Origin of the sequence: Ferrovibrio xuzhouensis (assembly GCF_042648965.1) — a bacterium.
Lineage (GTDB): Bacteria > Pseudomonadota > Alphaproteobacteria > Ferrovibrionales > Ferrovibrionaceae > Ferrovibrio > Ferrovibrio xuzhouensis.
The window spans coordinates 79170-97161 of record NZ_JBHRYJ010000008.1 but is presented as its reverse complement, the minus strand read 5'-3'; the positions used below and the strand labels follow the sequence as shown (position 1 = coordinate 97161).

General features: G+C 58.3%; 19 protein-coding genes. 18 read left to right on the top strand and 1 reads right to left on the bottom strand.

Going from position 1 to position 17992, the window contains the following annotated elements; all coding sequences use genetic code 11:
• Positions 1-421: 421 nt before the first annotated feature.
• Positions 422-640, bottom strand: a complete 219-nt coding sequence (locus ACFOOQ_RS22515; protein WP_379729968.1) for a helix-turn-helix domain-containing protein — start codon at positions 638-640, stop codon at positions 422-424.
• A gap of 1271 nt (positions 641-1911) precedes the next feature.
• Here ACFOOQ_RS22515 and ACFOOQ_RS22510 point away from each other — a divergent pair.
• From ACFOOQ_RS22510 to ACFOOQ_RS22425, 18 genes are all read left to right on the top strand, one after another.
• Complete coding sequence (locus tag ACFOOQ_RS22510; RefSeq protein WP_379729966.1) at positions 1912-3336, top strand: mannose-1-phosphate guanylyltransferase/mannose-6-phosphate isomerase; 1425 nt, start codon at positions 1912-1914, stop codon at positions 3334-3336.
• 5 nt (positions 3337-3341) lie between these two features.
• A complete protein-coding gene (fcl, locus tag ACFOOQ_RS22505) occupies positions 3342-4322 on the top strand; it encodes a GDP-L-fucose synthase (RefSeq protein ID WP_379729965.1) in 981 nt (326 codons plus the stop codon).
• A 13-nt stretch (positions 4323-4335) separates the two neighbouring features.
• The gene (gmd, locus tag ACFOOQ_RS22500) at positions 4336-5430 is read left to right on the top strand and encodes a GDP-mannose 4,6-dehydratase (RefSeq protein ID WP_379729963.1); all 1095 of its coding nucleotides are present in this window, start codon (positions 4336-4338) and stop codon (positions 5428-5430) included.
• 74 nt (positions 5431-5504) lie between these two features.
• A complete protein-coding gene (locus ACFOOQ_RS22495) occupies positions 5505-6359 on the top strand; it encodes an ABC transporter permease (protein WP_379729962.1) in 855 nt (284 codons plus the stop codon).
• 8 nt (positions 6360-6367) lie between these two features.
• A complete protein-coding gene (locus ACFOOQ_RS22490) occupies positions 6368-7660 on the top strand; it encodes an ABC transporter ATP-binding protein (RefSeq protein WP_379729960.1) in 1293 nt (430 codons plus the stop codon).
• 19 nt (positions 7661-7679) lie between these two features.
• On the top strand, positions 7680-8669 hold the full coding sequence (locus tag ACFOOQ_RS22485; protein ID WP_449265833.1) for an NAD-dependent 4,6-dehydratase LegB: 990 nt from the start codon (positions 7680-7682) through the stop codon (positions 8667-8669).
• Positions 8662-9375: a sugar phosphate nucleotidyltransferase gene (locus ACFOOQ_RS22480; RefSeq protein WP_379729958.1), complete on the top strand. Its 714-nt coding sequence runs from the start codon at positions 8662-8664 to the stop codon at positions 9373-9375. The genes ACFOOQ_RS22485 and ACFOOQ_RS22480 overlap by 8 nt, the downstream gene beginning before the upstream one ends.
• Positions 9332-10219: an NAD-dependent epimerase/dehydratase family protein gene (locus ACFOOQ_RS22475; protein WP_379729957.1), complete on the top strand. Its 888-nt coding sequence runs from the start codon at positions 9332-9334 to the stop codon at positions 10217-10219. Before ACFOOQ_RS22480 ends, ACFOOQ_RS22475 begins: the two co-directional genes overlap by 44 nt.
• A complete protein-coding gene (locus ACFOOQ_RS22470; protein ID WP_379729955.1) occupies positions 10212-11294 on the top strand; it encodes a radical SAM/SPASM domain-containing protein in 1083 nt (360 codons plus the stop codon). Before ACFOOQ_RS22475 ends, ACFOOQ_RS22470 begins: the two co-directional genes overlap by 8 nt.
• Before the next feature lie 162 nt (positions 11295-11456).
• Positions 11457-11867 (top strand): acyltransferase, encoded by a 411-nt coding sequence (locus ACFOOQ_RS22465; RefSeq protein ID WP_379729954.1) that lies wholly within the window; start codon positions 11457-11459, stop codon positions 11865-11867.
• Between the two features lie 8 nt (positions 11868-11875).
• On the top strand, positions 11876-12892 hold the full coding sequence (locus ACFOOQ_RS22460) for an N-acetylneuraminate synthase family protein (RefSeq protein WP_379729953.1): 1017 nt from the start codon (positions 11876-11878) through the stop codon (positions 12890-12892).
• Entirely contained in the window at positions 12889-13566 is a 678-nt protein-coding gene (locus ACFOOQ_RS22455; RefSeq protein ID WP_379729951.1) for a cytidylyltransferase domain-containing protein, read from the top strand. Before ACFOOQ_RS22460 ends, ACFOOQ_RS22455 begins: the two co-directional genes overlap by 4 nt.
• Positions 13567-13625: 59 nt before the next feature.
• Entirely contained in the window at positions 13626-14525 is a 900-nt protein-coding gene (locus ACFOOQ_RS22450) for a hypothetical protein (RefSeq protein ID WP_379729950.1), read from the top strand.
• On the top strand, positions 14522-15223 hold the full coding sequence (locus tag ACFOOQ_RS22445) for a WbqC family protein (protein ID WP_379729949.1): 702 nt from the start codon (positions 14522-14524) through the stop codon (positions 15221-15223). Before ACFOOQ_RS22450 ends, ACFOOQ_RS22445 begins: the two co-directional genes overlap by 4 nt.
• On the top strand, positions 15220-15852 hold the full coding sequence (locus ACFOOQ_RS22440) for a PIG-L deacetylase family protein (protein ID WP_379729948.1): 633 nt from the start codon (positions 15220-15222) through the stop codon (positions 15850-15852). The genes ACFOOQ_RS22445 and ACFOOQ_RS22440 overlap by 4 nt, the downstream gene beginning before the upstream one ends.
• Positions 15849-16724: a hypothetical protein gene (locus tag ACFOOQ_RS22435; RefSeq protein ID WP_379729947.1), complete on the top strand. Its 876-nt coding sequence runs from the start codon at positions 15849-15851 to the stop codon at positions 16722-16724. Before ACFOOQ_RS22440 ends, ACFOOQ_RS22435 begins: the two co-directional genes overlap by 4 nt.
• Positions 16705-17556, top strand: coding sequence for a methyltransferase, TIGR04325 family (locus ACFOOQ_RS22430; RefSeq protein WP_379729945.1), 852 nt, complete (start codon positions 16705-16707; stop codon positions 17554-17556). Before ACFOOQ_RS22435 ends, ACFOOQ_RS22430 begins: the two co-directional genes overlap by 20 nt.
• Entirely contained in the window at positions 17544-17930 is a 387-nt protein-coding gene (locus ACFOOQ_RS22425) for a hypothetical protein (RefSeq protein ID WP_379729944.1), read from the top strand. The genes ACFOOQ_RS22430 and ACFOOQ_RS22425 overlap by 13 nt, the downstream gene beginning before the upstream one ends.
• Positions 17931-17992: the final 62 nt, after the last annotated feature.

The window sequence follows — 17992 nt, the reverse complement described above, 5'->3', positions numbered from 1 at the left end:
CTCCCGACACTCCCGACACTCCCGACACTCCCGACACTCCCGACACTCCCGACACTCCCGACACTCCCGACACTCCCGACACTCCCGACACTCCCGACACTCCAGACACTCCCGACACTCTCGTGTGGCTTCCTTCAAAGTACTGATTCCATCAAGGTTTCGCTTAGTCGCGTGGCGACAATTCGGCGGCCGATATTCGTAGAAGAAAGTCTTGCGACCGGTTCGACAAGAAACACGCACACACAAGCCTGTCATCTTGGTGTCTCGATATATTGTGTCTTTTCCACGGTATTAGTCATCAGTGACCACCACTTGGGTAGGTGGCTGCCGCGAAGCTGCTGAGTTTAATGCGTCATCTTCAATAGGACGGCCGACGGACGATCGTCACTGATAAATAGCTGATGCCACGCGAAAATCGCGGCTATTGGTGGCGTTTGATGCCTAATACCGCTTTTCCATCAATTGCTATGAGCTTGGCGAGCTCAGCTTGGATCAGCGAAACCTTGAGGCTGCTTTCGAGATCGGCGATCCGCTTGCTAAGCGCCGAAGCGGCAATATTTTCGCGGGCCGCCGCACGCGCAAAGCTCTGCTCCTCGACAAGAGCAACAAACAGCTGCAGTGCGAGAAGGTAAAAACACATAGCCTGATTTGCCCCGCATTACACCCAGCACGGGTGCAATCTTGAACAGGCTCTCAGGGAATCTCTATCCCCATTCGCATCGAAACGGGCATCTGCTTCATCAGGCAGGTTCACGGACTGCGCCAATCAGCGCGCGCAAGGTCATTGCCCCGGATTTTCCGGAGCCATATTCCCGCCGGGGGCGTCATATTTCAGAGAAACTGGTGGGCGGTGAGAGGGTCGAACTCCCGACATCCTTGGTGTAAAATTAGACAGTATTTTTTTGTACTTTCTCGTGAGCTTCCGCGAATCCAGAGAATTGATGAAATTCAATGGATTAATGGAAAGACAGGAAACCCGAAGATACCCCAGGAAATAGCGGCTCAACCGGCTTTGTCACCAAATTGTCGCCAAATCCGGAGGCCATTTCATGCGTATCAAGCGAGAATTCTCGACCGAACGCCATAACCGCGGCATCGTCACCACGCCGGCCGCATTGCGGCATGGGGGGCCAAAGCCGCCTCGGATGCCATGGCGCTCACGAGGACATTGGCGTAGGCGCCGGATAATCCAGTCGCGGCCCTCAAGGCGTACGAGACTGCCCGGCTGCCGGTGGGGCGCTTGCTGGTCGGCCACGTCCGCGGCCTCGGCGCCTATATGCAAGCTCAGATCCGCACCTCTGAAGAACGGCAAATGGCCGAACACTACCGGACCGTCGAGGCAGTGATGCGCGAGCCAGCAATTGCTCCTTCTGCAGGGGCTGGTTGACCACAGCCTAGGGACGCTTCTTGAAAATTATCTTTGTTTCAGAATTGGTTATCGAAAATGCCGGGCTGATTTTAAAAACGGGCTGCAGCTATGTGGCCAGCATCCAGATAATAGATACACGATTGTATGATAATAGCTTTTTTATACGTATAAAAGCGGCTGAACATAGGCGGTTCAACGTTGTTTTCGCCCGTATTCCTGCATCCTGCCAATACAGCAAATGGTTGCCTTAAATTGGAAGAGTCTGGCATGATGTGTTCATCCGATGAACAGAGTGATTCGTGTCGTCGGACCCAAGCTATGCTGCTGATCCGCCGGAGCCGCGCCCGACCGGGGCGAACGGAAGTGCGGTAGCGTGTTGGGCTCTGCTTCCCGGCTATTCCCTGATGGCCGGCCTTCCCGCAGAACACCGGCTTCGGGCCACAACGTCACATCTTCCGCCCGGTATCCCAATCTGACCACTGCTCTCTTTCTGATCAATTGTGTGATGCTTCGACTGATTTCCCCCAACCGCCTGCCTGGCCATGGCTGATATAATTCGCCCTGTCATCCTGTGCGGTGGTGCCGGAACCCGTTTGTGGCCGTTATCGCGCAAAAGTTTCCCAAAGCAGTTCGTCCCCCTTATCGGCGGCAAGAGTCTGCTGCGCCTGACCCTCGAGCGGGTCGCCATACTGAACCGCGAGGTGCTTGTAGTTGCGGCCGAAGACCACCGTTTCCTTGTTGCCGATGCCATGGCAGAGGCGGGCGTGCAGGGAGCCGCGGTCCTGGAACCGGCGCCGCGCAATACTGCCGCCGCTATGGCCGTGGCAGCGCTTGAGGAGGCCGACCCGGAGGCGCTTCTGTTATTCTGCCCGGCCGACCACCATATCCCGGATGCAGCGGCCTTTGCGCAGACGGTTCGGCAGGGCGTAAGCGCGGCGCGCACCGGATCAATCGTCACTTTCGGCATCGTGCCGAGTTTTCCCAGTACGGCCTATGGCTATATCGAACAGGGTGCCGAACGCACGGACGGCGGCTGGCAGGTTGTGCGCTTTATCGAGAAACCGGATGCGGCGCGGGCCCGGCAACTGATCCTTGGCGGACGGGTCGTCTGGAATGCGGGCATCTTTCTGTGCACGGCGGGCACGTTGCTGAACGCCCTGCAGGTGCACGCGCCTCAGATCCTGCAGGCCTGCAGGCAGGCCTGCGCGGCAGTCGAGGAGGAGATCGGGCCGACCGGCCATCGCTTCATTCGCCCCGCCCCCGCACCATTCATGGCCTGCGAGGCGCAGAGCATCGATTATGCCGTGATGGAAAAACATGTGGGCATGGTCATGGTTCCCTTCCGCGGCCAATGGAGCGATGTCGGAAGCTGGAATGCCGTCGCCGATCTCAGCGCGCCCGATGAAGATGGCAACCGCATTGAGGGGCAGGGGGTGGCCCGTCATTCCCACAACACCTATGTGCATGCGCCGCATCGGCCGGTGGCGGTGCTGGGTGTCGATGATTTACTTGTAATCGACACCATGGATGCCGTCTTGGTTCTCCATCGCGATCGTGCGGAGCAGGTGCGCGATATCGTCGACCGGCTGGAGAAGGATGGCTCACCGCAGGCCGTGACTCATCGCAAGGTGGCGCGGCCCTGGGGCTGGTATGATACGGTCGATGCCGGCAACCGTTTCCAGGTCAAGCGCATCGGCGTCAGGCCGGGAGCCTCCCTCAGCCTGCAGAAGCATCATCACCGCGCCGAGCATTGGGTGGTGGTCAAGGGTACGGCCGAGGTGACGCGCGGCGAGGAGGTCTTTCTGTTGAGCGAGAACCAGTCGACCTACATTCCGGTCGGAGTCGTGCACCGCCTGCGCAATCCGGGGCAGACGGAGCTTGAAATCATCGAGATCCAGTCCGGCGGCTATCTTGGAGAGGACGATATTGTCCGGTTACAGGATGCCTACGGCAGGGCGGTCGGTTAATCATCATGCTGGCACCCAAGATTTTCGTTGCCGGACACCGGGGCATGGTCGGCTCAGCCATCGTGCGCGCGCTGCTGGCCGCGGGCCACCCGTCCGATCGTCTTGTCACGCGCACGCATGCACAGCTCGATCTGATCGATCAGGCCGCGACCCGGCAGTTTTTCGAGCAGGAACGGCCCGATCAGGTCTACCTGGCCGCGGCCAAGGTCGGCGGGATATACGCGAACAACACCTATCCGGCCGAATTCATCTACGACAACATGATGATGGAATTGAACGTCATCGATGCTGCCTTCCGCAGTGGCGTTCGCAAGCTGCTGTTCCTCGGTTCCAGCTGCATCTATCCCAAGCTCGCCGCACAGCCGATGCGCGAGGATGCGCTGCTGACCGGCCCCCTCGAGGCGACCAACGAGCCATATGCCATTGCCAAGATCGCCGGCATAAAGCTTTGCGAAAGCTATAATCGCCAGTATGGCGAAAGTCACGGGCTGGATTACCGCAGCGTAATGCCGACGAATCTTTATGGGCCGGGCGACAACTATCACTCTGAAAACTCGCATGTCATTCCGGCCCTGATCCGGCGCTTCCACGAGGCCAAGACGAGCGGCGCCGCCAGTGTCACCATCTGGGGAACCGGTACGCCGCGGCGTGAATTCCTCTACGTCGACGACATGGCAGCCGCATCGCTGTATGTCATGAACCTCGACAAAGCCGTCTATGAGCAGCATACCCAGCCGATGCTGAGCCACATCAATGTCGGTTGCGGCGACGATATCACCATCAGCGAGCTTGCCGAGCAGATTGGCCGGACCGTCGGATATCGCGGCGAAGCGGAATTCGATGCGGGGAAGCCAGACGGCACGCCGCGCAAGCTGATGGACAGCGCCCGCCTGAACGCATTGGGCTGGCGACCGTTGGTGACACTGGAAGAGGGGCTGGCGCTGGCCTATCAGGACTTTCTGAAATCGGCGTCGATCAGGGGATGAGGGATTTTCGTTAATGAACGTAGTTAACAAGGTCGCATTGATCACCGGCATAACCGGCCAAGATGGTGCCTACCTCGCCGAATTCCTGCTGGACAAGGGCTACATCGTTCACGGGATCAAACGCCGGACGAGCCTGTTCAATACCGACCGGATCGATCATCTGTATCGTGACCGGCACGAGGCGAATGTCCGTTTTTTCCTGCATCACGGAGACCTGACAGACAGCTCCAGCCTGATCCGGATCATCCAGCAGACCCAGCCCGATGAAATTTACAATCTGGCGGCACAGAGCCATGTGGCCGTGAGCTTCGAGGAGCCCGAATACACTGCCAACTCCGATGCACTGGGGGCGCTGCGCATACTGGAGGCGATCCGTATTCTCGGCCTGGAAAAAAAGAGCCGCTTCTATCAGGCCAGCACGAGCGAACTTTACGGCCTTGTGCAGGAAACCCCGCAGAAGGAAACCACACCCTTCTATCCGCGCAGTCCGTATGCGGTGGCGAAGCTCTACGCATACTGGATAACAATCAACTATCGCGAAGCCTATGGCATCTATGCCTGCAACGGTATCCTGTTCAATCACGAAAGCCCGATCCGCGGTGAAACCTTCGTCACCCGCAAGATTACCCGGGCGCTGGCCCGCATCAAGCTGGGGCTGCAGGACTGCCTGTATCTTGGCAATCTCGACTCTCGACGCGACTGGGGGCATGCCCGGGATTATGTCGAAATGCAGTGGCTGATGCTGCAGCAGGCAGAGCCCGAGGACTTCGTTATCGCGACCGGCTCCCAGTACAGCGTTCGCGATTTTGTCGATGCTGCGGCGCAGGAACTGGGAATCCGGATTCGCTGGGAGGGTAACGGAGTCGACGAGAAGGGGTACGATGCCGATGGACGCTGCATCGTCGCGGTTGATGCCCGCTATTTCCGTCCTACGGAGGTCGAGACGTTGCTGGGTGATGCCTCAAAGGCAAGGGAAAAACTTGGCTGGACGCCGAGGACCTCCTTTGCCGAGCTGGTTGCCGAGATGAGCCGCGAGGACCTGAAGGCTGCCGAGCGCGACGAGCTGGTGAAAAAGCATGGCTACAAGGCCATGGATTACAAGGAGTAGGGCGACGTGTCCGGATTTCACTTTACTGGGTCTGCCGGCAGGCAGTGCGCGCGCAATACCTCGGCCGGTCTGGCATGACGCAGGAGAAGGAGCACTGGGACGTGGTGATCGGCCCGGGCGGCCGGCTGATTGGCGTCGATCTGAAAAGCCTCTGGAGTTACCGCGATCTGGTCTGGATGTTTTTCAAGCGCGATTTTGTCACCTTCTACAAGCAGACGGTGCTGGGGCCGCTTTGGTATCTGATCCAGCCGTCGCTGACGGCGCTGACCTATTACGTCGTGTTCGGGCGGATTGCCAACCTGTCCACCAGCGGCCTGCCACCCTATCTTTTCTATATGTCTGGCATAGTTCTGTGGACGTATTTCGCTACCTGCCTGGCGAACAATTCTGAAGTTTTCTCCAAGAATGCTTCGCTGTTCGGCAAGGTCTATTTCCCGCGATTGGTAGTGCCGATTGCCGTGGCGATGAGCGGCCTGGTCGCCTTTGGCATCCAGTTCTGCCTGCTGTTGGTCATCATGGTCGGCTTCATATTCGCCGGAAGCGGGATTACATGGCCAGGTCCATTTATTCTGCTGGTCCCTCTACTGATTCTCTACGTCGCCGTATTGGGCATCGGGATGGGTCTGATCGTCTCTGCGCTCACGGTCCGCTATCGCGATCTGATCATTGCGACCGGTTTTCTCACGCAGCTGTGGATGTATGCGTCTCCTGTTGTATACCCGTTTCAGCAGATTCCCGAGAAGTACCAGTGGGTTTTCTATTTGAATCCGATGGCTGCGCCGATCGAGACGTTGCGTATGGCGCTGTTCGGATCGGCCGGCGTTCCTTACTCGCTGTGGCTGAGCAATGTGGCGGTCGCGGCAGTGCTGTTTTTCGTGGGGCTGGTGCTGTTTTCGCACGCTGAGTCCAGTGCAATGGATACGGTCTGAGGTCGATTATGGTAAGCGATGTCGTTGTTCGAGCCGAAAACGTCAGCAAGCATTACCGCCTCGGCGTCATTAATCACGGTACGTTGTACCGGGATATGCAGAGCTGGTATGCCCGCTTGCGCGGCAGGCCGGATCCGAACGTCAGCGTCTCCGACCTGTCGACCGCAAAGAGTCGCTCATTGCGGATGCGGGGCGAGCGCTTCATGGCGCTGGACGACATCTCCTTCGAACTGCGACAGGGCGAGGTTACCGGCATTATCGGCCGCAACGGTGCCGGCAAGTCGACCTTGCTGAAGGTCATCTCGCGTATCACCGCACCGAGTAGCGGGCATATCCGACTGAAGGGCCGTGTGGCCAGCCTTCTTGAAGTGGGCACGGGGTTCCATCCCGAACTGACGGGACGAGAGAATGTCTACCTGAACGGGGCTATCCTCGGAATGAGTCAGCGCGAGGTGGCGTCGAAGTTCGAACAAATCGTGGAATTTGCCGAGATCGGGGAATTCATCGATACACCGGTCAAGCGTTATTCCTCCGGTATGTATGTCAGGCTGGCATTCTCGGTCGCGGCACATCTTGAGCCGGAGATACTCCTGGTGGACGAAGTCCTCGCAGTGGGTGACGCGAATTTCCAGAAAAAGTGCCTGGGGCGAATGCATCAGGTCGGCAAGGACGGCCGCACCATCCTGTTTGTCAGCCATAATATGACGGCAATCAATAATCTTTGCCCGAAGACGATCTATATCGAGGACGGCCGCGTCGCAGCCATCGGGGAAACGGCCAGCGTCGTACAGGAATACCTCGCGCGGGGCGAATCCGGCGTCAACGGCACGCATGACTTGGTCCCGGAGGAGCTTGAGGGCAAGGCGGTGATCTACAAGGTCAGCGTTCTCGATGCCAAGGGCGAACCGTCCAGCAGGATCAACCTGGTGGAGAGCTTCGCGATCGAGATCGAATACGAGCTTCGGGAACGGCTTTCCGGCCTGTCGGTCGGGCTTCAGATCATGGGTGAAGACGGCTTTACCTGCATCTTCAGCCTGTCTGATCCAGAACTCGAGCCATCCCGCCTCGAGGCACGGATGCCGGGCCGTTACCGCGCGATCGTGCGGTTTCCCCCGGCGGCCCTGAACACCGGCTCGTTCTATATACGGGCGGGGATTTCTTCCCGCTTCTCGATCTACTCGGTGGTCGAGAACCTCCGGTTCGAGGTGCATGACAACGTCGGCATTATCCAGATGCTGGGGCAGTCGCGCAAACCGTCCATTTCGGCACTGCAGCTGCCATGGGAGGTCGAGCGGATCTGATGGCAGTGCGGCGTCGATAATGAAAAGCGATGAAACCATACTCGTGACCGGGGCTGACGGCTTCATCGGGTCACATCTTGCCGAGCTCCTGGTGCAGAGTGGCCGCAAGGTCCGTGCGTTGTGTCAGTACAACTCCTTTTCGAGCTGGGGCTGGCTCGACCAGTCGCCGCTGAAAGGCGACATGGAGATCGTGCTGGGCGACGTGCGTGATCCGGCCCAGATGCGGACGCTGATGCGTGGCGTCGATACGGCGTTTCATCTCGCGGCGCTGATTGCCATACCCTATTCCTACCAGGCGCCGACCAGCTATGTGGATACCAATGTCCAGGGCACGCTGAATGTGCTGCAGGCCGCGCTCGACAACAATGTCCCCCGCGTGATCCAGACGTCCACCAGCGAAGTCTACGGTACTGCGCGCTATGCGCCGATTGATGAAAAGCATCCGCTGCAGGCGCAGTCGCCATATTCCGCGACGAAGATCGGTGCCGATGCGCTGGCCTACAGCTATTTCAGCAGCTTCGGCCTGCCGGTTGTCATTGCCCGGCCGTTCAATACCTACGGTCCCAGACAGTCCGCTCGCGCCGTCATTCCGACCGTGATTACGCAGCTGCTGTCCGGCAGCCGGCGGATCAAACTGGGAAGCCTGTCGCCGACGCGCGACTTCAATTTCGTGCTGGATACCTGCGCCGGCTTCCTGGCGCTGGCGGGCTGTGACGAGGCTGTCGGCCAGACGGTGAATATCGGTTCGGGGCGCGAAATCTCCATCGGCGACACCGTGCAGATGATCGCACGCCTGCTGCAGGTTGATGTCGAGATCGAGTGTGACCAGCAGCGCCTGCGCCCCGACAACAGCGAGGTCGAGCGACTCCTGTGCGACAACAGCCTGATCACCGCCCTGACCGGTTTCGGGCCGGGCTTCACGCTGGAAGAGGGATTGGCCATAACCATCGAATGGTTCCGCGACCCGGCGAACATCGCGCGTTACAAGGCGGATATCTATAATGTCTAGGCGGGCAGTCATCCTTGCCGGCGGTCGTGGGACGCGCCTGCGGCCCTATACTGTGGTTCTGCCGAAGCCGTTGATGCCGATTGGCGAGTATCCGATCCTTGAAGTGATCATCCGCCAGCTGGTTGCAGCCGGCTTCGACCGCATCACCATGGCGGTCAACCATCAGGCGGAGATCATCAAGGCTTTCTTCCAGGATGGCGACCGCTGGGGCGTGCGCATCGACTATTCGCTGGAAGACCGGCCGCTGGGCACCATGGGTCCGCTCAGGCTGATCACGGATCTGCCGGATAATTTTCTCGTCATGAATGGCGATATCCTGACTGATCTGAATTATGCGGATTTTTATGATACGCATGTCAGGAACGGGGAGTTGTTTACGATTTCATCGATGCGGCGTGAGCACCATATAGACTACGGAGTGCTCGAAGCAGATGACAATCAGCGATTGACGGCGTTCCGTGAGAAGCCAATGGCAGCTTATCAGGTCAGCATGGGGGTCTACATGCTGTCGGCAGCTGTTCTGGCGCATATCCCGCCGGGACGGGCGTACGGGTTTGACAATTTGATGCTCGACCTGCTGGCGGCCGGTCAGGCGGCCCGGGTACGGCCCTATGACGGCTATTGGCTCGATATTGGTCGCCCTGATGACTATGCGCAGGCGATTGACGAATTTGAATCAACGAAGCAGCGGTTCCTCGGTGCTTGATGTTGTTGTCACCGGCGCCGGCGGGTTCATCGGGCGGGCTCTGTGCCGACGCCTGCAGGCAGAGGGGCGGCGTATTCTTGGCCTGTCCCGGGGAGATGGCGATGTCACGGACGCCGGCTTCTGGGCTTCACTGCCATCGGCCCGGGCCTTGATCCATCTGGCGGGGCGCAGCTACGTGCCGGACAGCTGGCGGGAGCCGGCGGCCTTCGTTTCCGCGAATCTGGCCGGCACCCAACACGCGCTGGATTGGTGTCGCAAAAATGCGGCGCGAATGATTTTCTCGAGTGCCTATGTCTACGGTATCCCGCAGCAGTTGCCGATACGGGAATCCGATCCGGCCCGTCCCAACAATCCCTACGCGTTGAGCAAGTATTTGTGCGAACAATGCTGCGAGTTTGCCCATGACTTTCAGGGAACCGACGTCACGGTACTGCGTATCTTCAATGTTTTTGGACATGGTCAGCGCAGAGAATTTCTGCTGCCGACCCTGATCGGCCAGTTGGATACTCATGAAATCCGCGTCATGGACCTGACCCCGCGACGCGATTATATTTACCTGCCGGATGTGGTGGACGCTTTCGTGCGATCGCTCGATGCGCCCGGTGGATTCAACCGGGTCAATATCGGCAGCGGCGTGTCGCATTCGGTGTCCGATATCGTTTCTGCATTGCAGTCGGTTGCCGGAACTAGTCTGCCGGTGGTGTCCACTGCGGAACCGCGCCATCAGGAAATCCCCGATGTGCAGGCGGAAATCAGCCTGGCGGCGCGGATTCTGGAATGGAAGCCGGCTTTTGACCTTGCCGGCGGGATACACGACTTGTTGTGCGGAGCAGATCATGAGTGATATGGCCAAAAAACGCTATGTGCCCATCAACAAGGGCAATTATTCTATGGATACGGCGGAGCGCGAGGCGCGGTTCGAACAGTATCGCGGCGAGGGCTGGGAGAAGGAATACGCCAGCTACCGGACGGATTGGTCGGCACTGCCCAAGCAGCAGAAGGTCAGCGACTATCCCTTGCTGGTAGATCTCGAGCTGGCTTCAGTCTGCAATCTGCGCTGTCCGATGTGCTACACCATCACGGCCAAGTTCAAGGAGCACGTGAACGTCAAGCTCATGGACTGGGACTTGTTCACCCGCGTTATTGACGAGATCGGCGGTAAGGTGCCGGCGATCCGTTTGAGTCTGCGTGGCGAGGCCACGCTTCACAAGCGCTTTGTCGAATGTATCCGTTACGCCAAGTCGCGTGGCATCAGGGAAGTGTCTACCCTGACCCATGGCGGCAAACTGACCCCGGATTTCTTCAGGCAGGTCGCCGAGGCCGGCCTCGACTGGATCACCATTTCCGCGGACGGTGTGGGCGAAACCTACGAGAAGATTCGCAAGCCGATCAAGTTCAACGACCTGATGGACAATATCCGCGCCATCAATGCCTACAAGAAGGAGCGCGGTCTGCACCGGCCGGTAATCAAGATACAGGGCATATGGCCGGCGGTCCGGGAGAACGTACAGGAATATTACGATACGTTCGCGCCGCATGTGGACCTGGTGGCCTTCAACCCCCTGATCGACTATCTCGGCAACGACACACAGATCGAGTATCTCGATAATTTCACCTGCCCTCAGCAGTATCAGCGGCTCGTCATCGGCGCTGACGGACTGGTGATGAAATGTTCGAACGACGAGGAAAACCGCGAAGTCATCGGCGATGCCAATGCTGAAACCGTGCATCAGATCTGGCACGGGGAAAAGATGAATGCGGTACGGGCGCTGCACCAGCGCGACAAGGGGTTTATGGACAGCGAGGTTTGCCGCCGCTGCTACCTGCCGCGCAAGACCGAGGACGAAACCGCCAAGGTCGACGATCGCGAATTCACCGTAAGGAACTATGTGTCCCGCAGTCAGGTCATCGGCAAGTAAATGACCAGCCAACCGGCGAAAGTTGACAAAGCTAGTTACCGGAACTGAGGCGGGCTGGGGCAACGGCTAACGACCAAGTATAAGGCTTGGAAATACAGGATTCTCTGCGGCCAGGATGTGGTCATAAAGAGGAGTGCTGTATTCAGGCTGGCTTCTGGCTCAGTGCTGGAGATCGGATCCGGTTCGACGATCCAGGATGAAGCGTTCTTCCAACTTACCCTGCCAAATCCCAAAGTATATATCGGGGAGAATACTGTCATAGGCAGGCGGAATATCATCACCGCAAAGAACTGCATCCGGATTGGCGACAATGTACTGATTGGGTCGGATGTTCAGATCATCGACCACGGTCATGGGGTGGCACGAAATGTCTTGATTAGAGAGCAACCCGCTCTGGTCGGAATGGTTGATATCGGTGACGATGTCTGGATCGGTGCCGGTGCCAGGGTTCTGATGAATACCCATATCGGCAAAGGCGCTGTTATAGGCGCAAATTCGGTGGTGACCCACGATGTCCCGGAATATGGCATTGCTGTTGGCGTACCGGCTCGCGTCATTAAATACAGGGAGTAAGGCGAAAGGTGTTCAAACGTTATAGTCATGGCCGATGCTATGTCATCGCTGAAGTGGGCGGGAATTTTGCCACACTCGAGCAGGCTGTTCGCCTGATCGATGAAGCGGTCGCCTGCGGTGTGGACGCAGTTAAGTTGCAGACTTACCGGGCGGACACGCTATCGAGCCGGCAGGCCATATTCGATATGGAGAATACGGGGGTTGCGTCGCAGTTCGAGCTGTTCCGCAAATACGAAATCGATGCCGACATGCATCGCGCGGTATTTCAGTATGCTGAGTCGCGTGGCGTCGACTGGTTTTCGACACCATCGCACGGGGGCGATGTCGACCTGCTGGAAGCTTGTGGCGTGGGGGCGCACAAGATCGGCTCGGATGATGCCGTCAATCTGCCCTTCCTGAGATACGTGGCGAAGACCGGTAAACCGGTAATCCTGTCGACCGGCATGTGTTCGCTCGATGAAGTAAAGGAATCGGTTGCAGCTATGCGGGAGGCGGGCTGCCGGCAGTTGATGTTGCTGCACGCGATCACCAGCTACCCGACTCATCCGGAAAACGTCAACCTGGCAGCTATGCAGACACTGATGTCGACGTTTCCAGATCTCGACGTGGGGTATTCCGATCATACCCTCACGCCCGTCGCGTCGCTTTGCGCCGTGGCCATGGGGGCGAGGATTATCGAGCGACACTTTACCTGGGACAAGAAGGCGGAAGGGCCGGACCATATGCTTTCGGCCGACCCTGCCGAGATGAAGTGGTTGGTCGATGCCATTCGCAGCTTCGAAGTCATGCGCGGCACGGGTGTCAAGGAGCCGGCGGCTAGCGAGTCGAAGACGCGCCGCAATAACCGGAAGAGCGTGGTGCTGCAGCGGGCCTTGGCAGCCGGGGAGATCATCGGGCCGGATGACATCGCGATCAAGCGGCCGGGCTATGGCATCGCGCCAAAGTTTTTCGAACAGTTGCCGGGCCGTCGGGTCGCGCATGATATGACGCAAGACAGCGTTCTGACCTGGGAAGATCTTGAGTGACGCTCGGGATTGTCATCCAGGCGCGGATGGGGTCAACGCGACTGCCGGGCAAGGTGTTGCGCCCGATCGATGGTCGACCGCTGCTGTTGCATGTGATCGAGCGGCTACGCCACCTGCATCACCCGGTCTGTATCGTTGTCGCGACCTCGACTAAAGCAGCCGACGATGCCATCGTCGCGTGGTGCGAGTCGCAGGATACGGCCTGCTTCCGTGGTAGTGAGGCGGACGTGCTGGACCGCTATTGGCAGTGCACGCAGGAATACGGTTTCAACCATGTGGTGCGCTTGACGGCCGACAATCCGTTCACCGACACGGAAGAGTTGGATCGCCTGCTCGATCTGCACATTTCCGGCGGCTATGACTACAGTCATTCTTTCGGCCAGATGCCGGTGGGGATAGGCGCGGAGGTGTTCACCCGGGAGGCTCTGCACCGCAGTCATTCCGATGGTCTCAAGCCGAACCAGCGTGAGCACGTGAACGAGTATATCGAGGAAAACCCGGCACACTTCCGGATTGGCCACCTGCAGGTGCCGCTCGTCAAGCAGGCGCCAAGCCTGCGGCTGACCGTTGATACCGAAGATGACTGGCAGCGCGCCTGCCGACTGGCTGAGAACTGCTCGGGTCGTCTGTTAGGCACGGAAGAGGCAATCCGCCTGTGTTCGTCCTCTGTGTAGAAAGCTCGCATGCGCGTGGACTCGGCCACTTTTATCGCTCATTGACACTGGCTGCGGCGATGCGCAGCGCCGGTTTGCCCGTGCGCTATCTCATCAACGATCACCCATCTTCGGTCGCCAGGCTGCGAAGCCTCGGTTATGACGTCGATATCGTCGATTTGATCGCCGGCGATGGGTGGGAAGGCCGTTGGCTGGATGAACATCCAGACACCCGAGTGTGGATCAATGACCGGTTGCATACTGACGCGGATCACGCGCGACGAGTAAAGGCTGCGGGGCGCCGGCTTGCGACCTTTGATGATCGTGGCGATGGCGCTGCACTGGCCGATCTGCATGTCGCGGCGCTATCATTCGAGGACGGCGACAGGCTGCAAGGCCAGGTGGTGCTCCAGGGGGTCGATTATCTGCTGTTGGACGCGGGCCTGGCAGCATTGCGCCGAGAGCGCGGCAGGGCTGATCGGATTCTGTTGACCATGGGTGGCGCCGATACCTGGGGCATCACGCCGCGGGTAATGCAGGCGCTACTGGATCGCAGGCGGGAAGCCACCGTTGTTCTCGGCCCAGCCTTCGCACATCACGACGCTGTCGATGCTGTTCTGATGCAGGCGCCGGCCGGGCTGTTCACCATCCACCGGAACGGCGTGCCGTCGCTGACCGAAGAAATGGCGCGGCATGATCTGGCCATTACCGCCGGCGGTATGACGCCGTTTGAGGCCAATGCCGTGGGGCTACCATGTATCGTTATTGCCAGCGAGGGTTTCGAGGTTCCCGTTGGTAGGGCGCTGGAACGCCTGGGAGGATGCATCTTCGCGGGTTACCATGCCGAGGCGGATATGACCGTGCTGGACCGCGATTTGCCCTTGTCGAGCATGAGCCGGGCAGCCATGAAGGCCGTCGACCTGAAGGGCTGCAGCCGGGTGATGGCCGCGCTTGTGGCGGTTTCGAAGGAGCAGGCATGACGTATACCGTCGTGATCCATCAGCCGGATTTTGCTCCCTATCTGGGGTTCTTCCATCGGTTTCTGCATGCTGATCTGTATGTCGTGCTGGATCATGTGCAGTTTGTCACCAATACCAGCCGCAGTTGGACGCATCGCGACAAGATCAGGGCTGCGACTGGGGAGAAGTGGCTGACGTTGGGCGTGAAGAAGCCGCCTCTTGGAACGCCGATCAATCAGGTCGCATTGGCAGGGGATGCAACTTGGGTGGCGAACAACCTCGGCCTTCTGCGGGAGAATTATAGCAGGGCAACCGGCTGGTCGGAAGTCATGCCCATCATCGAGGACCTGTACCAGAATCCACCGGCCAGTATGCAGATGTTTAATATGCGCTGGTTGGAACGTCTGGCAGATCTTCTGGAGGTGCGTATACCTTTCGTTTTATCCAGTAGTTTGCTGCCGCAGGGTCAGAAGAACGAGATGCTGGTTGACCTGCTGCAGAAGGTGGGGGCGACCCACTACCTGTCCGGCACCGGCGCGCGTGCCTATATGGATACCGAGGTGTTCACCAGGGCTGGTATCGAGGTGGTGTGGCAGCAGTTCGAACATCCGGTCTATCCGCAACAATATGAACCCTTCATCCCCTACCTTTCGATCCTTGATGTCCTGTTCAATTGCGGGGTTGCCGGCACGCGTGCCCTGCTGAGGAGTTGTCGATGAACATTCTTGCAATCGGCGCGCATTTTGATGATGTCGAACTGGGGTGCGGCGGCACTCTTGCACGCCATGCTGCGGAAGGCGATCAAGTTTACGTCTTTGTTGCCACCGTTTCCGGGTTCACCAACCAGTATGACCAGTCGGTCCGCAGCAGCGAGGTTGCCCGCAGCGAGGCCGAAGCCGCGATGAATATCCTGGGCGTCACGCAACTGTTCTGTGGCAACTTCAAGACCCTGGAAGTCGAGTTCGTCGATGCCCTGAATGTCGAGATCCTGAAGCTGGTGCAGAATCTGGCAATCGACGTGGTCTACACGCACTGGGTCGGCGACATCCATCACGACCATCAGGCCGTGGCAAGGGCATCGCTGCACAGTTGTCGGCACGTACCGCGCCTGTTGATGTACCGTAGCAACTGGTATCACTCGACAATGGATTTTCGCGGTAACTTCTATGTCGATATTACCCGTCATTGGGACGCCAAGGAGGCAGCAATTCGGGCGCATGCCTCGGAAATGGAGCGGACCGGCGCCAAGTGGATCAGCTTTTTCAGGAACGAGGCCGAAAATGCCGGCCAGAGGATCGGCGTCCCCAGCGCTGAGGTTTATGAAGTCGTGAAGTGGTTGCAGGCATGAGCTTCAGGAAAATCATCAAAAACTTTTTGCCTCACGGCCTGTACAGGCTCGCCGTCAGGCATGTGAATCGCCGGGCCGAAGCACCGGTCGTGCATAAGCTGCTGGCCGCCAACCGGAATTTGCACAACGCCGAGGCAGGGCAACGATGCTTCATCCTAGGCAACGGGCCCAGCGTCAAGGCGCTCGATTTATCCCTGCTGGCCGGGCAGACCGTCTTCTCGGTTTCTAATGGCTATCTGCATGATGACTACGACCGAATCCGGCCGCGTTACCATTGTGTTCCGCAGATAACCTACGGTCTCATGACCGAGGATGATGTCGTGCGCTGGTTTGACGAGATGCATGAGAGCATTGGCGATGCAATCCTGTTCCTGAGTGATACGGAGGCTGAACTGATACAGCGGCATCGTCTGTTCTCCGGGCGGACGGTCCATTATCTGGCCCTGCGCGACGATTTCGATGATTTGCAGAGCCGCCGGATCATCGATCTGGCAAATCCCGTCCCGCGGGTTGAATCGGTGCCGATTATGGTTCTGATGATCGCGATGTATCTCGGATTCAGGGAGATTGTCCTGCTCGGGGTCGATCATGACCATTTCAAGAGCGGATTATACCAGTACGCATTCGAGCCCAAGGCTCTTGCCGGCAAGGACTGCACGGTAGGCAATGATGGGAAAGTCACGATTTCCCGGTATGATGATTTCCAGTCGCTGGCCAGACTGTGGCGGCAGTACCGGGCCCTGCGGCAGACTGCCGAGCAAAATGGCATCAGGATACTCAATGCTACGCCAGGCGGTGAGCTCGACGAGTTCCTGCGCGTCGATTTCGCCGACATCCTGGGGAGAAGGATTAATGAAGCGCATCGCGCTTGAATTTGGGAATTGGCGCGCAGTATTCCAGCTTGGCCGTAAAGAGCCGGAGCCAGAATCTATTTGTGAGTCGTCGCCCACAGGCAATTGGTTTGAAATCGGATTCTCGAGTTGGCAGGATGCGAAAGCGCGATCCACTGGGTATGAGACCGATGATATCCTGCTCAAAGCCTCGATCGCGGCGCGCCGGGTTCGTGACGGACATGCCGCGTATGAAAGGGATACCGTTGCTTTCGAGCATAGACAGGTTGTGCACCCAGTGCTGGCCTGGCTAATGTATGCGGTTGTTCAGAGCCATGCTCTACGGGTGATGGATTTCGGTGGAGCGCTCGGCAGCCTGTATTTCCAGCATCGTTTCCTGCTTGACCGTCTTCCCGATTTCATTTGGGGGGTGGTAGAGCAGGCGCATTTCATCGAGTTGGGGCAGGCCGAATTCCAGACCGACAGGCTGCATTTCTACCCGGACATTGATCGCTGCGTGGCGGACATGCAGCCGAACTTCGCGCTTTTGTCCGGTGTTCTGCAGTATCTGGAAAAACCCTATGCAATGCTTGACCAGATATTGGGCCTGCAGCTGCCTTTTGTGCTCATCGACCGGACTATGGCGCATGGCGCTCCCGACCAGCTGACGGTGCAGCATGTAGCGCCGAATATTTATGAGGCCAGTTATCCGGTGTGGATGCTTGATGCAGCACGCATGGAGGCGATGTTTGCGACTTGCGGATATGAAGTTTTAGACAGTTTCGATCCGCATCCAGGTGCGAATTTTGGCCCCGTCGGACAGGAGGCGCCATACAAAGGTTGGTTCCTGGTGAACAACAGATGGCGACGTTGAGAACTTTTGCCCTGAACCCCGCACTTCACCGCTTTCCAGATTTGGAGAAAGTCATTCAGGCGTTGCGTCTGTCCCGTCATGGCGGTCCCGTACTCGTCATCGGCCGTACCACGGTCTACTCGCCGCCGGAATACGGCAACGGCATGTCTGGAATCGACCTGCTCGATCGGCTATCCGGCACGCGGTCATACGAAAATATGGTTTGCACGACTGTTTTTTATATGTCGATACGGGCGCCTCTGCAGAGACTGACGGCCTCTCTCAAGGCGGTGATGCAACGCCAGCTGCATGGACTTCTGGCTTGCCTCGGGGGCGCGCTGAATTTCATTTTCCGGTATGGAATGCGCTATGGCGCAATCGAGTGCAGTGTATGAAAAATGTTGTATGCATAATTTGTGGCTCGGAAACGAACGCGCTGATTGACCAGATTTGGGAT